Raw genomic sequence first — 13,636 nt, 5'->3', positions numbered from 1 at the left:
CGGATGTAGGTAATATCAGTCACCCACGAGGTATCAGGTGTGTTTACAACAAACTCTCGATTTAAATGGTTAGGTGGCACAATCTGCGGACGACCACGACCATAGCTTTTATGCTTCTTATATCCTCGAACAGCGGCAATGGCATTGTTCTTCATGATCTTCAGCACACGATTAGGCCCACAGTTTTCACCTAGCTCTTTAAGATCCAGTGTGATGCGACGATAACCGTAGATACCATAACAGGCATCATAAGAAGAACGGATGAGCTGTAATAAGCGCTTATCTTCAATAGTCCTGCCTGATTCAGGTTCATGCAACCAGGCGTAATAGCCAGCACGAGCAATCTTCAGAACCCGACACATCGTTTTAATCTTAAATTGATGGCTGTATTCAAGGATAAACTGATACTTTACTCGGGCAGGCTTGCAAAGTACCTTGCGGCCTTTTTTAAGATATCCCGTTCCTCTTCAGTTTGTTTGAGCTGACTTTTAAGGCGTAGAATTTCTTTCTTTGCTTCGAGCAGTTCATGTTCATCAGAGTTATTATGTAAAGGCTGTACTGCCTTTAGCCATTTATAAATGCTGTGCTGTGATACACCTAAACGTTCTGCAACATCGGTGACAGAATATCCACGTTCAGTAATCAATTTGACAGCTTCATCTTTAAATTCTGGGGTGTATCGTTGTCCACTCATAAGGTTCTCTCCTATGCAAAAAGAATAGACGATATTTGTCTAGGAGAATGGTGGCAGTCCAGGATATTTTTAGGCATAAACCATAAAAACTACTGGTTTTTATTATCACATCAGTAGATCAGCCGACTACATTACAAAACAGTGCGAAAATTTCGGAATAAGTGATCTCGCCCTTGCAATGAAAACGGAGCAATTTTGTGAGTCTTATTTTTAAAATATGGCTTGGGCTGCGTAGTTGTACTTGTGAAAGCTGTGCATTGTTGTATGGGTGAAATTAGGGAATAGATAAAATTTAGAGTTACTGTCGTAATAGAAAATGCGTTGTTCAATCATAGTAGTTATGTATTGCTGGGCTTGTTCCTGATTCAGTATGAATTTAACCGTCAAGTCTTGGATTAGGTCATTAGGCTTAACTAGCGCATTTTCAACTGAGCTATTGATTTTGCGTAGGTTACTGCGGTGACGTTCTAAACGGTCAAAATAGGTCTGAATGATTTCATGCTGGACATATGGATCTAAATCATTTCTGGTTGTAGCTGTATGACTCAATATTTCTATGATTTCTGCTTTAAGCGCTTTCATCTTGCGAATATCAGTATCCGTCAAGCGTTCAGCATGATCTAAGCGTAACCGATCAGGGCTAATCAGGTGAATCTCTGTACCTTCAATCCGAACATATTCCAGTAGCTGATATGCTGATTCAAGTTGTACACGGCGTATGATCTGCGGTTTGTATTTACGTAATAGATCGGTTAAATATGCTGGTAAATTCTGTGCATGATGTAGTTTTAAAGTTTGGTGATCTATTAATTCAAGGCTTGCACCATAATGTTGTAGGGCATGATTCAGTAATTGGGCGATATTCATAACGTGTACCATCATTCATAAAAAACCGTATGAATTGGATAATCCATACGGTTGAAATAGGTTTAAATTTCGATGCTTGTGCCAGTGTTTAAGTCATCTATATGAGGATTGGTAGCTTTCTCAATGTCATAACTAAACATTGTGGTGTTGAACACATATAGCCAAACTGGATTTTTACTCTCAGGCGTGCGCTCCTGTTTAGTGGTTTTGCCATTGGCACAATCTAACCAGCCATGTTTTTTCAGCACTTTAGCCACTTTTTTAGGGTCAAAACCTGTGCAAAGTTCTTGTTTAAATTGCTCTTTAAAGAACAAATAACGTAGGGTTTCACGCTGTTGGGCATTCACCACCTTGTAACCGACTCGATAGATCGTTTTTTCTCTAAAACTCTTGGTATCCGTGCTGTTATCATCTGCATGATCTTGGTTGCCATAGCTTGCACGTTTATTACCCTCAATCAAGGTATCAAAACGGCTATTTCCGTTCGCCTCAAAAAATGCCCGGACTTGCTGAAGTATTTGCCGATCCTCAAAATCTCCGACCATCTCAAAATTATTGAGCCATGTTTTAAACACGCTATTTACGGCTTCAAATGCTCGTCCTTTCTTCCAGCCCGTGATATTGGCTTGGGTTGCCAATTCACCAGCCACGGCGACCACGGCAAAACGCGAAGCAACACGGGCAATATGACCTTGTGCATGATCAGGTGTAATTTTAGCTTTGTATTGTTGATACAGCTTTAAAGCGGTTTCAGTAATACGACCTTTATCGCTAGTCAAATATTCAAGCCATGCCTTGCCAGCTACCCCATAAGCATTGATCGCATTTTCATACAGCATATTGGCTTGCTGTGATGCATCAGGGGCAAAGTCCACAAGATCAAAGACACCATATTCACAAGCATCTAAACTGATTTCAGGCAATCGAATCTCTTGACCCAATTTAGCCGTTTGGCCAATCTCGTTGAGAATCTCTTTAAAGGTCTTTTCGCCACTGGATAAGAATAAAACACGCCACTGTTGCGGTGCTTTAGCGGTTAAGCTGCGTCCCATACGTGCTTTACCTTGACCATTGGCAAGCATATACACGGTTTGACCAATATCCTTTGCCGATGCTTCGCCAATTTCATCCAGTACCAAAAAACCATCATTGTGCATGAATGCAGTTTGTTCTAAAGCATTGCCTGTTGATCGCCAAGTACGGTAATACTCTTTAGGGTGTCCCCATACACTACAAGCCAGATAAATAGCCGTACTTTTGCCCTTAGAGGATGTCCCATTAATATGAAAGCCACCACCTTGTTGATTTAATGGTTCAAGTAATTGCCCAGCAAAGGCGCACGCCACGCTAAATACCAGCTTAGAGTGACTTTCTAGCAATAAACTTACGCCATTTTTCCACGTATCTAACTCACCTTTGAATTGAAAACGGTTATCTAGCCCATCTGTACGCTGATAGACAATAACTTCATCGTGTTGGGTAGCTGAATTGCTATAGGTTTCAGTTGGCAATACATAGCGGTGACCATGCCAGCCTACGCTATCCACACATAAGGCAAATTTATCAACTGGATAGCTCATTAAGTAGATTTGAAAAAGCTCTCTGCCTCTACGGTCTGGCGTGATGATTACCCCCTGATTCGATAAGGCTTTTCGTGATTCTGTCCCATCACCTTGAAATAGCTCATTTGGCACTGCCCAATTATGGTGAGTAAATGCGTCATCTTGCCACTGCAATAAACGTCCCCAGTTGTTACTGGTGTTATCTCTTGTTTTAGCAGTCACCAAAATAGGACTAGAGATAAATCGTTCCCGATATTCACCATTTTTGAGTTTTTCGATGTAGAAAACACCTTTATCATGCACCTCAAAACTGCCGTTTTCCCATTCCATAGGCTCGGCTAACATCCCATCAGGTAACGTGCTTTCTGGTGATGGTGGTTGATAGGCTGCTGTGATTAAGGCTGTTATATCCCTTGCTGTGGTGTCTAGTCCGTTTTGCTTGCGTATCTCTACCCAATCCATTACATCGGCTTTCTCAGGCAGATTTAGCCCATCTAGCAAGATATAACGCACGTTACAGCCTAATTTATTTAGTTCACTGGCAATTTCATTGAAAAACTTAGTTCCAGCCTTGTCATTATCTGCCCAGATGACAATATCACGGCGTGCTAGTGGTCTAAGATCGGTTTTATCTGTATTGCCACTACCTCCGCATGTCGTGGCATATAAACCCAAACTATTGAGATAATCAGCTTTTTGTTCACCCTCAACCATGTAGATTGAATGTTTATCAGGGGCAAAAAGTACTCGTTCTAATGCATATAATGGCTTTTTGCCCTGACCTACTGGATGCACCTGGTTAAAATCAGGATCACCAAATTTAAAACCACGTTCGCCACTGGAAAAAACACGAATCCATTTATCACCTGTATGGTGGTTTTTAGCGCGGACTTTCCAATATACGGGCATACCGTGACCATCGGTATAACAGAACAAATATTCAAACTGAAAGCCGTTTTTAACCTCACGTTCCGCCAGCTTTTGGGCATGGGCAAAGGCTTGTTCTTGTACTTCCTGATAATCTAAAAAGTCAGTCATGCGTGATCCTCCCATGCGCCTAAATCCTTACAAGCCTCAATAAATGGCTTACCTGTAAGCAACTGGTGAAATGCAATCAGATCACCGCCTTTGGCATCGCATGCCATACATTTAAAACAACCTTTACGGCTGTTGATACGTAGGCTTGGGGTACTGTCATCATGAAATGGGCAAATCATCTCACGCCATTCACCACGACCTTTGACGGCGTAGCCTCTGGCGGTTAGATATTCGATAGGATCGGGCAATAACGCACGATTTAAGCCAAATTTCTTTGGCTTATCGTTGCGGTTGCCATGCTGTTGATTTCGATATTTCCCTAGCGTAGGGTGCGCTTTTTTCATAGGTCTACACCTCAACTTTAAAGATTGTTGGGTATAGCTGTCCTAGAACATCACACTCGGCGAAAATATCGGATTGTAATTGGATAGTCATGCGTTGGATGGCACTGACCAAAAGTTGAATCACGCTAATTTCAACACCAGCCGTATTAAAATGAGCTGGATTGATCTGTAAAATTTCTTCATTTGCGATTTTGGCAAGGTTTGCTAGATGCTGTACGTCTACATCAAGTTTTTGAAAATCGCTGTAAATTGCGTAAATTAAAGTGGTTGGATCTTCTGTTTCCTCAATACCCATAATGGCATTGGTTTGTTCATCCAACTGTACAATCCACGGGCTGATGATTTGCAATGAGCCATGCAAAACCGAATGTACCGTTTGAATCTCTTTTTTAAATTGTGGATTGCTTTCATTGCCAATGAAGTGAATCACGGCGTTATGTAGTGCATGAATTTCTTTTAGACAAAAGAAATAATCTTTAACAGGTTTATCTAGCTCTGTAAGAACTTGAAAGGCTTTATTTTGAGAAGTTGTAGTTTGATTAGGCATGATTATGCACTCCTTGTAGAAATAGGAGCTTTGCCATTCACTTCCAAATGAGGGTGGCAAAGCTGAAAAGGGTTGGAAGACAGGACTACAAGGTTTCCTGTACGCTCGAAAGCGTCCCTCTCCAGCTTCGCCATAAAATGCGAACGCATAGAGATATTACGCGCAAAAAAAGTCCAGATAACGGACTGTGCGCCTTGTAGTTTATAGCCTTCCACAGCTAATCCAATGATTTTGCATTGGACGGATTCAGAATATAAAGCTTTGAGCTGGATTGCAATGTAATTTTGTAATAGTGCAATGATTGCACACGTCAATAACTGTATGGAAAGCATTAGGTTTGCCCTCCTTGCTGTTGATTTGCAATCGCTTGGCGTATGCTTTCGCTATGGTTGTAACTTTCAATTACCCATGTGGCACTTTCCTTATTCGGTATATCGCCTTTTTCAAAGTCATAAGGTTTTTCTATATCAATCTGTGCTTTTTGATACTCCTGTTCTTGGTTATCTTTACCAATCAAGATACAGCCTTGAACCACCAGAGTTTTAGGATTGATATGCCAATTCATTTCCTTAATATCTTTAAGGGCCTGCTGTGCTTGGGCTTTGGTGTAGTGATTTTGATAGTCAAAACGTGCATGTTCTGTATCACAATAGGTATAAAGCTGATACGTTGCCCAATAATCCCCAGCATGTCCCAATACATCACTGTTGTGGGGCTTTAATAGCTCAACGTGATCAAGACGTTTATTAATCTGATATTTTGCATTCTCTACAGTGGTTTTTTCGACTTTCAAAAAGCCTGTATTTGTGCCGATGGATAGTAGGAAACCCACAACATTTAAAACACACTGTAAATTACTGGTGAAATAAAGGTGACTTGGTGAATATTCAGCTTCATGTGTCACCATTTCAGCTTTTCCGTCCTCATTATCAAAACGATAGGCCGTGACAAAGTAAACATGTTCTCTATCATATTGAAATGGCTGAATTAAATCACTAGACAGGGCAAAATCATTGTTTTCTGCCGTGAAATAGGCAAACTCAGGTAAATTGTCGTAGCCGTCCATTAATAAATTATTTTGGATCATCACCTGTATGGTGCAAGGTTGCTCTAAATCATATTTTAGGTTGGCAAATAACTTATTAGCATCATATAGATGTGCTTGATCTATTTGCTTACATGTAATGCCATGAATAACTTTATCGGATAATTCAGATTTACATGCCTGATAGGTCGCTGTTGAATAAATTGTCATACTTCAATGCTCCGATCCTTTTGTTTCATCCATTCCGCAATATCTGAGGCACGCCATACAGTAATGGTTGGGCTTAGTCGAATTGGCTGGGGAAACTCACCTTTACGCACCCATTCCCATAATGTCTTCTCAGATACTCCAATTAGCCCTTTACTGGCTTGGCGTGCGCCTATGACCCGAACCTTGCCTTTGTTAATCCCTGATTTATACATATGAGTACGTGCTGGACGTTCGGGAATATTGGCAAGGTCTTTCATACGGTAAAATTGTTCTGTCATTGCCTGTGCCTCCGTTTAAACCGTATGTACAGCATTGGTTTGTTTCTGGTTGTTATGCCATTGCACCAGTTCCGCATAGTCGAAATAAACAGGACTTTGCCGTGTGTTGCCAGCCTTATATGACTTTGGAAAGGTTGCATCTTTTGCTATTAGTTTGCGTAATCCCTCTGGTGAGAGGTCTAGCATTTGGCAAGCTGTTTTTTGAGATACCCGTATTGGGATAGGATGGTTAGGTAAATTAGTGTCTTGCATATACTGCCCCTATCATTGTGTTACATGATTAGCTATTGCATGACATTGCAACGCTGATAGGAGCTATTCTTATTTTTCAGTTAATTAAAGTCATTTCATTAGAAAATTTATAATTTCAATGAAATAGAATTCAATACTATTTATTATTTTTCAATTGCTTATAAAAACTATTTGCTACAGCCATAATTTTAGAAGTCTGGCTAAATGATAAACCTGAAATATCACTATTTTCCTCTTCAATATCCTTGAGTGTTTTATCTTGCGTTCGTACTCTTGGTTTTTCTGCTCTATATTTTGCAAACAAGGTAGAAATTAATAACAATTGACTATTAGAATTGATTTCAATGCCTGTTTTTAATTTAGATATTTCACTTTCTAGGTAATTTTTTTCTTGTTGTAGTTTTTCAATCTCTGCTTTTAGTTGTGCATTTTCATCCGCCAAAGCTTGTTGGCTATTATTACGCTCTAATACTGAAACAAGTTGGGCATGACGGTCTTGTTCTAATTTTTCTTTACGCTCTCGTTCTTCTTGCATTGCTATCGAAAATTTTTCAGATTGTTCATTCATTCTATTGATTCTGTTCCTTTCTGATTTTTCAAATTGTTCTGAAAAATTAAAAAAATCAGATTTACCAACCTTTTTCCCATTTAGTTCTAAAGTAGCGTTCATAGATGATAAAAGTGAGGGATATTTTTGCTCTAAATCTAATTTTTCCGCTTCTGTTGATTGTTCATATTTTTCAAGAAGAGCACCGTATGTATTATTAGGATCAGAATCTTTGATTTGTTCTAAAATTTTAAGTGTAAGTTTACCTAAATTCTTTATTTCTTTTTTTTCTGTCATTTTCTGTTACTCACAATAAAATAATTCCGATGCAAATCTTTTGACATAAAAGGCTATTTAGTATTAGCAATACTTTTAACCAATAAAAACAGTCGCAGATCTGAATCACTGGCTGCAAAAAATCCAAACTTTTTATAAAAATCGGCTACATCTGAATTTTTTGCATCAATCACCACGACTGCTATGCCAATCGTATCCGCAAGACGTTTAATCGTGGTCAATGCGTGGGCTAATAGATAACGCCCCACACCTTGCCCTTGATGCGCTTCATTAATCGCTAATCGCCCGATTAACGCTGCTGGGATCGGCTGATATGCTGAAAACTGCTTAAACTGATCAGGGGATTCAGCCCGATGCACCTGAGTCGTAGATAAACTATAAAAACCAGCAATACGCTCATGTTCATCTATGGCTAAATAGGTACGGCTCACCATTCGCTTTTGTAATTGGCTTGCCTGCTGCTGTAAAAAGATATTCAGTAATGGCTCACCACAGTCAAATGCGTTTCGATCATATTTACCGCTTAACGGCTCAACTTTAAAAAGCAATTTAGACAAGTTGTTCACCCAGTGCCATTAATGCTTTTAATTCCTCATTTGCCTCTGCTGGGTTCTCAAGTGCTTGGTTCAATCGTTCCCAATCTGCTGCATTTAGTGTGATCCGTTGTTGTTGTTCAATCAGGTTTAATGCCTTTTCATAAGCGTGCTGCAACATAAAAGCACTGAGTGTAGTCCCTGTAAGGGCTGCTGCTTGCTCAATTACCTGTTTAGCTTCACGGGTTGCACGTAAATTAATACGCTCTATGGCAGTACTCATAAACTTACCCACATGTACATTAATATGAAGTACATTTTAGAACATATCACGGTATAGTGCTATATGTGGGTATATATTGGTTACTTTTTGGCTAAAAATGTTTTGACCAATAACATATTTAAAAAATATATAAAAACAGGAATACTAAAATGTCATTTTGGTCAATCAATTGAGGAATTTCAGAGGCTTTTCTTGCCTATGCTGGATTACACCCCAGCGTAACAGATTCTGATTTTTATCTATTCTCAAGAAATTCATGCAAAAAACAGGTTACAAAAATAGTTACCGCCATAAAATATAAATAATATTTTATAAAACAATAAATTATTAGTATTTTTATAACATTTAAAGATGCTCTATCAGTCTTTTAAAGGTGTTACAGCTTCATCTTGCATCCATATAATTTTTAAAAATATAAATAAAAAACAATGCTGTAACCTATAAAATTAAAGGTGTTACAACTTCTAAAAATTAAATCCTTATAAAACAAAGATGTAACCTGTAACAAGTGTAACACCTAAAAAACCAGCATATCTGCAAAATAAAAAAATAGAGTTATAGGCAAAATAACCAATAAGCACAAATTCTCAATTGAGCCATTTATGCTATATGAGAATTTGTCATTTCAGCCAATTTAAGCTTAATCAACTTCGCATATTTAATATTCAGAATGCCTTGCTTGGCTTGTTCAATTAATGAGAGGCTAAATTCCATCGGGCTGATAAATTTCTCTTGGTTAGCCTCTAGGTAATCGCTCCACCAGCACAGCATCATCCTACGTTCTTCCATAAATTCAGCATGGTGCATATAAGCCAATCTTACGCCGTTGCGCTCTTGGTGGCTCATTTGCTTCTCTACTGCATCCTCAGTAAATAATGTGCTTTCAATTAATGCACCGCATGCCATACCTCTAAAACCATGAATGCATACATCCTCCTGTGTGCTGTACCCCATACGCCGTATCATGTCATTGACTGTGTTCTCACTCAGAAAACCACCCATATCTACGCTATTGGGGAATACATTTAAAGAAATACCGCTATAAACCTGTGTTTCTTTAATAAGTTTCAAGGCTTGTGGGGATAAAGGAATTAGATGCTTTTCTTTCATCTTTGCGCCTCTGTGAGAATCTTTATAACCAGCAATTAATTCCCTTGTTGGCGGTATCGTCCACATCTTTTTATCAAAATTAAACTCGTTCCAGCGTGCAAAGCGTAGTTCGCTGGATCGGGCAAACGTATGTAACGCAAATTCTAAGCACAGCTTGGTAATTGGGTTGCCCCCGTCATTCCTTAAGCGGCTGAAAAACTCAGGTAAGCGTACCAACGGTAATTTAGGATAGTGTTTTGTTTTTCTTGTAATGGTGATTGCATCACCCAATGCCACTGCTGGGCTAAGTTCAATATATCCCTGAGTAATGGCATAAGCGAAAATACCTGAAAACCTTTGACGAGTTTTACTCACAATTTCTAAATAACCTTTTTCCTCAATCTTGCTTAGGACGCTATATAAATCTCGGGTTTTTATCATGTCTATTGGTTTAGTACCAATGATAGGGAAAACATACATTTCAAAGTTGCTTAAGGCTTTTCTAGCGGTATCCTCATTCCATTTACCTGTTGCTTATAAGCTGCATGCCAAGCCCTAGCAATTCGTTCAAAACTAAATTCATCACTGTTTTTCGCTTCTTCAATCTTTATTTGATTGATTGGATCAATATCATTGGCAAGTTGATTTAAGTAAATACCACGCCGTTCTCTGGCTTCCTTAAGTGTAAGTGCTGGATAGTTACCTAATGTCATTAATCCATCTTTACCATTAGGACGTTTATATTTGAATCGCCAGACTTTAGAGCCATTTTTACGGACAAATAAAATCAAACCTTGACCATCGTATAGGCTATAGTCTTTTTCTTTGGGTTTTGCGCTTTCGCATTGAGTTGAAGAAAGTGGCTTAATCTGTTTTGCCATAAGGGTTTCACTCAGAATAAGGATACGGATGTTGACCGCAGTCAATATATCCTCAAATGTATCCTTATTATTCCACGTTGTATAGTGGTATATGTTGGCATATAGAGGTATGAGATTTGGATTAAAGATCTGTATTTAAAAGAGAATTACCGATATGTTAGTGTATATTTTTATTATAGTGGTCCCGAGGGTCGGACTCGAACCGACACGTCATCGCTGACAGTGGATTTTGAGTCCACCGCGTCTACCAATTTCACCACCTCGGGAGAGCTGATGCTTGCTTTGTGTTGCGTATAATAGCGTGTTTTAAAAACTTGTCAACGACAAGACTTTAACTATTGCCTACTTTTGCAGCAAACAAACTTTTATCCGGATAAAATCATCATGACTCCCTTCCAAAAGCCAAAAAGACTATACTAGGCGCAAATTTTGTAATGTCCCGTATTATGCAGCTTTCAGACTTTAACTTTGATCTTCCAGATGAACTTATTGCTCGTTACCCACTAGAATCACGAAGTGCTTCGCGTCTTCTACATTTAGATGCACAAGGTCAATATCACGATCGTATGTTTACCGAGATTGTCGATTTATTAAATGAAGGTGATTTACTGGTTTTAAACGATACCAAAGTCATGAAAGCGCGTTTAAAAGGTAAACGTGCAAGTGGTGGCGCCGTTGAAGTTTTGGTTGAACGTATGCTGGATCAAACCATTGCCCATTGTCACATAAAAGCTAGCAATACCCCCAAAGCGGGCGCAGAGCTATTTATGGGTGAAGATGGAGTCAGGGTCGTTGTACAAGGCCGTCATGAAAATTTATTTGTGGTGGAATTTTCGCAACCTATATTGTCAGTCTTAGATCGTTATGGACAACTTCCCATTCCCCCCTACTTTAATCGCGAAGCGGAAGCCATTGATACAGAACGCTATCAAACCGTATTTCATGATCCCGAAAAAATTGCCAGCGTTGCGGCACCAACTGCAAGTTTGCATTTTGATGAAGATTTACTCAAAAAACTAGAACAAAAAGGCATTCAAAAAACGTTTGTCACTTTGCACGTCGGTGCGGGAACATTTATGCCTGTACGAACGGATGATATTACAAATCATACTATGCATAGTGAATGGTGTGATGTACCAGATGCCACTGTCAAGTTAATTCGTCAAACAAAGGCACGTGGCAATAAAATCATTGCTGTTGGAACGACTGCAACTCGTGCATTGGAAAGCGCAGCACAAGCACATCAGGGTCAGATTGCGGCTTGGACAGGCGATACTCAAATTTTTATCTATCCAGGTTATCAGTTTTGTATGGTAGATCGCTTGATTACCAATTTTCATTTGCCTGAGTCGACCTTATTGATGTTAGTTTCGGCACTCTCAAATCGTGACAATATCCTGAAAGCCTATGCCCATGCAGTCGAATCAAAATACCGTTTCTTTAGTTATGGCGACGCCATGTTGATCGATCAGGCTCAATAAGGTAAATCATTACAATGCCAATTGAGACTGTACAACGCGCATTACATATTCGTCGTAAAAAAAATGCGCATGTATTTCGTAATATTGCACGGCTTTGGGAGATTGGCGAACAAGTCGAAACGCATCAGCAAATTTTGGATCAACTGCATCCGTGGGGAGATCATCCTACACTCCGTTTTGACAATGGTTTACCCAAGTTTCTGATGCTGCTAGGTGCGCTCAGTTTCTTTGCCATGTTTGCTTTGCCCAGCATAGGTTTGCCTTTTATTTTTGGGTTTTTTAGTAGCATTGTTTTATTGTTTTTAGCTTTTATTCTTTATGAAACAGATGATGCTATTCAAGAAGTTGTTCGATATCTGGAAGAAAAGTCGATTGAAACACGCTACCATTTAAAATTTGGGCGAACTCCTGAACATTTACCTTTAGGCATGAGTTCAACCTTATTGATTAATCAACTCAAAAATAGCTTTCCCCTGTTTAATAAAGGTTCCACCTCCAATCAAATTCCGTGGTATGCCAGTGCAAATATTAGTGATGATGAGAACCATCAATATCCTGCTTTTATTTTCCAATATACCTACATCGAAGAAACGCATATTCATGATGCAGATGGAGACAAAGTTACTATTCGTCGTACAGAAAAAAATCAGTGGGGCGTTTTTATCTTTGAGACACGAATACGCGGACTTGCGGTAACTAATTTACGTCGGGACATTGGTTTCCCATACGAAGTCCGCTGGAACAGCAGTGATATCCAGATTAATCAGCAATTACAGATTTATGGGATGGATCAACTACAATTGGTCAAAACACTTAATCCTGCATTATTACTGCGCTTGTCCGATTTTTTTAAATCGCGTAAAGGTGAACTGATTTTTCATTCGCATCAAAATATGATGTGCTTTTTAGGTGAGGCAGATTTATTTGAAGTCAGTTCCAAAGCACGGGAAATTCAGGATATTTCAAGTTTACGTGGACATTTACGTACCTTTCGATTAAAACATTATGAACAACTGTGTTCTGATCTCAGCACTTTTTTAAAATAACAATTTTGGGGAATACGATGGGTTTGTGGATTTTTCTGCTCATTATTTTAGTCATTATTATTTTTGGTATTTTCATTCGCAATAAAATTGTTTTGCATTTTAATGCAACCAAACGCGCATGGGCAGATGTAGCGACTTATGAACGGCAAAAATTAAAAGTATTGGATGAACTTGCACCAATGGTTGAACAATATGCCAGTTTTGAAAAAGGCACTTTGGAAAAAGTCACTGAGTTACGCCAAAGTATTCTTAACCTGAATGTCGATCATACAGATATTGCCCAATTGCAACGTATTGAAAACTTAAATAAAGAATTGATGCATAGTTTGAATGTGGTGGTAGAAAACTACCCTGAACTCAAAGCCAATGAAATCTATCTACGTATGATGAATGAGATTGATGAGCAAAATGATAATGTCAGTGCGGCCATCACCATTTTTAACCGCAATGTCGAACTGTTTAATAATCATATTGAAGTATTTCCCAATAATATGATTAATACTTTAACTTTAGGCAAGAAATCGATTCGTCCATTTCGTGATCATGCTGCTGCGCAAAGTTTTGATTATCGTCCTAATTTTTAAATCCTGGTTTTGAATAAAGTGATCATTGCTCTATCCTGAGTGATGGATCACGCTCTTC

At 38.9% G+C, this 13,636-nt stretch carries 14 protein-coding genes, 1 tRNA gene and 2 pseudogenes; 3 read left to right on the top strand and 14 right to left on the bottom strand.

Features of this window, described 5'->3' with window-relative positions:
• From J500_RS17735 to J500_RS13670, 14 genes and pseudogenes are all read right to left on the bottom strand, one after another.
• Positions 1-694, bottom strand: a pseudogene (locus J500_RS17735) (IS3 family transposase); the annotation flags it as partial.
• Positions 695-904: 210 nt separating this feature from the next.
• Positions 905-1,561, bottom strand: a complete 657-nt coding sequence (locus tag J500_RS13730; protein ID WP_004994757.1) for a hypothetical protein — start codon at positions 1,559-1,561, stop codon at positions 905-907.
• A 62-nt stretch (positions 1,562-1,623) separates the two neighbouring features.
• Entirely contained in the window at positions 1,624-4,161 is a 2,538-nt protein-coding gene (locus tag J500_RS13725; protein ID WP_004994761.1) for a DUF927 domain-containing protein, read from the bottom strand.
• Positions 4,158-4,505, bottom strand: coding sequence for a CHC2 zinc finger domain-containing protein (locus J500_RS13720; protein ID WP_004994762.1), 348 nt, complete (start codon positions 4,503-4,505; stop codon positions 4,158-4,160). The genes J500_RS13725 and J500_RS13720 overlap by 4 nt, the downstream gene beginning before the upstream one ends.
• A 4-nt stretch (positions 4,506-4,509) precedes the next feature.
• Entirely contained in the window at positions 4,510-5,052 is a 543-nt protein-coding gene (locus J500_RS13715) for a hypothetical protein (protein ID WP_004994763.1), read from the bottom strand.
• Positions 5,053-5,054: 2 nt separating this feature from the next.
• On the bottom strand, positions 5,055-5,384 hold the full coding sequence (locus J500_RS13710) for a hypothetical protein (RefSeq protein ID WP_004994764.1): 330 nt from the start codon (positions 5,382-5,384) through the stop codon (positions 5,055-5,057).
• Positions 5,384-6,307 (bottom strand): hypothetical protein, encoded by a 924-nt coding sequence (locus tag J500_RS13705; RefSeq protein ID WP_004994767.1) that lies wholly within the window; start codon positions 6,305-6,307, stop codon positions 5,384-5,386. The genes J500_RS13710 and J500_RS13705 overlap by 1 nt, the downstream gene beginning before the upstream one ends.
• Positions 6,304-6,585, bottom strand: a complete 282-nt coding sequence (locus J500_RS13700) for a helix-turn-helix transcriptional regulator (protein WP_004994769.1) — start codon at positions 6,583-6,585, stop codon at positions 6,304-6,306. The genes J500_RS13705 and J500_RS13700 overlap by 4 nt, the downstream gene beginning before the upstream one ends.
• Positions 6,586-6,600: 15 nt before the next feature.
• Positions 6,601-6,837 (bottom strand): hypothetical protein, encoded by a 237-nt coding sequence (locus tag J500_RS13695; RefSeq protein WP_004994770.1) that lies wholly within the window; start codon positions 6,835-6,837, stop codon positions 6,601-6,603.
• Positions 6,838-6,973: 136 nt separating this feature from the next.
• Positions 6,974-7,681: a hypothetical protein gene (locus J500_RS13690; protein ID WP_004994773.1), complete on the bottom strand. Its 708-nt coding sequence runs from the start codon at positions 7,679-7,681 to the stop codon at positions 6,974-6,976.
• A 53-nt stretch (positions 7,682-7,734) separates the two neighbouring features.
• Positions 7,735-8,247, bottom strand: a complete 513-nt coding sequence (locus J500_RS13685; RefSeq protein WP_004994780.1) for a GNAT family N-acetyltransferase — start codon at positions 8,245-8,247, stop codon at positions 7,735-7,737.
• On the bottom strand, positions 8,231-8,497 hold the full coding sequence (locus J500_RS13680; protein ID WP_004994782.1) for a DUF1778 domain-containing protein: 267 nt from the start codon (positions 8,495-8,497) through the stop codon (positions 8,231-8,233). Before J500_RS13680 ends, J500_RS13685 begins: the two co-directional genes overlap by 17 nt.
• Positions 8,498-9,097: 600 nt before the next feature.
• Positions 9,098-10,467, bottom strand: a pseudogene (locus tag J500_RS13675) (tyrosine-type recombinase/integrase).
• A gap of 179 nt (positions 10,468-10,646) precedes the next feature.
• A tRNA-Leu gene (locus J500_RS13670) sits at positions 10,647-10,733 on the bottom strand.
• Between the two features lie 180 nt (positions 10,734-10,913).
• On the opposite strand from J500_RS13670, the gene queA reads away from it, so the two are divergent.
• Genes queA through J500_RS13655 form a run of 3 tightly spaced genes read left to right on the top strand, consistent with a single transcriptional unit; the run spans position 10,914 to position 13,578 of the window.
• A complete protein-coding gene (queA, locus tag J500_RS13665) occupies positions 10,914-11,948 on the top strand; it encodes a tRNA preQ1(34) S-adenosylmethionine ribosyltransferase-isomerase QueA (protein ID WP_034700107.1) in 1,035 nt (344 codons plus the stop codon).
• A gap of 14 nt (positions 11,949-11,962) precedes the next feature.
• A complete protein-coding gene (locus tag J500_RS13660) occupies positions 11,963-12,994 on the top strand; it encodes a hypothetical protein (protein ID WP_004994787.1) in 1,032 nt (343 codons plus the stop codon).
• Between the two features lie 17 nt (positions 12,995-13,011).
• Positions 13,012-13,578, top strand: a complete 567-nt coding sequence (locus tag J500_RS13655) for a LemA family protein (protein WP_004994789.1) — start codon at positions 13,012-13,014, stop codon at positions 13,576-13,578.
• Positions 13,579-13,636: the final 58 nt, after the last annotated feature.

The organism is Acinetobacter sp. 479375, assembly GCF_000581715.1.
Lineage (GTDB): Bacteria > Pseudomonadota > Gammaproteobacteria > Pseudomonadales > Moraxellaceae > Acinetobacter > Acinetobacter ursingii.
The sequence above is the reverse complement of the archived record's forward strand: the minus strand, read 5'-3'. Positions and strand labels throughout refer to the sequence as shown.

Excerpts from the sequence above, each read along its gene's own strand:
- J500_RS13730 (WP_004994757.1), bottom strand. The coding sequence starts at position 1,561 with ATGAATATCGCCCAATTACTGAATCATGCCCTACAACATTATGGTGCA.
- J500_RS13725 (WP_004994761.1), bottom strand. The coding sequence starts at position 4,161 with ATGACTGACTTTTTAGATTATCAGGAAGTACAAGAACAAGCCTTTGCC.
- J500_RS13720 (WP_004994762.1), bottom strand. The coding sequence starts at position 4,505 with ATGAAAAAAGCGCACCCTACGCTAGGGAAATATCGAAATCAACAGCAT.
- J500_RS13715 (WP_004994763.1), bottom strand. The coding sequence starts at position 5,052 with ATGCCTAATCAAACTACAACTTCTCAAAATAAAGCCTTTCAAGTTCTT.
- J500_RS13710 (WP_004994764.1), bottom strand. The coding sequence starts at position 5,384 with ATGCTTTCCATACAGTTATTGACGTGTGCAATCATTGCACTATTACAA.
- J500_RS13705 (WP_004994767.1), bottom strand. The coding sequence starts at position 6,307 with ATGACAATTTATTCAACAGCGACCTATCAGGCATGTAAATCTGAATTA.
- J500_RS13700 (WP_004994769.1), bottom strand. The coding sequence starts at position 6,585 with ATGACAGAACAATTTTACCGTATGAAAGACCTTGCCAATATTCCCGAA.
- J500_RS13695 (WP_004994770.1), bottom strand. The coding sequence starts at position 6,837 with ATGCAAGACACTAATTTACCTAACCATCCTATCCCAATACGGGTATCT.
- J500_RS13690 (WP_004994773.1), bottom strand. The coding sequence starts at position 7,681 with ATGACAGAAAAAAAAGAAATAAAGAATTTAGGTAAACTTACACTTAAA.
- J500_RS13680 (WP_004994782.1), bottom strand. The coding sequence starts at position 8,497 with ATGAGTACTGCCATAGAGCGTATTAATTTACGTGCAACCCGTGAAGCT.
- queA (WP_034700107.1), top strand. The coding sequence starts at position 10,914 with ATGCAGCTTTCAGACTTTAACTTTGATCTTCCAGATGAACTTATTGCT.
- J500_RS13660 (WP_004994787.1), top strand. The coding sequence starts at position 11,963 with ATGCCAATTGAGACTGTACAACGCGCATTACATATTCGTCGTAAAAAA.
- J500_RS13655 (WP_004994789.1), top strand. The coding sequence starts at position 13,012 with ATGGGTTTGTGGATTTTTCTGCTCATTATTTTAGTCATTATTATTTTT.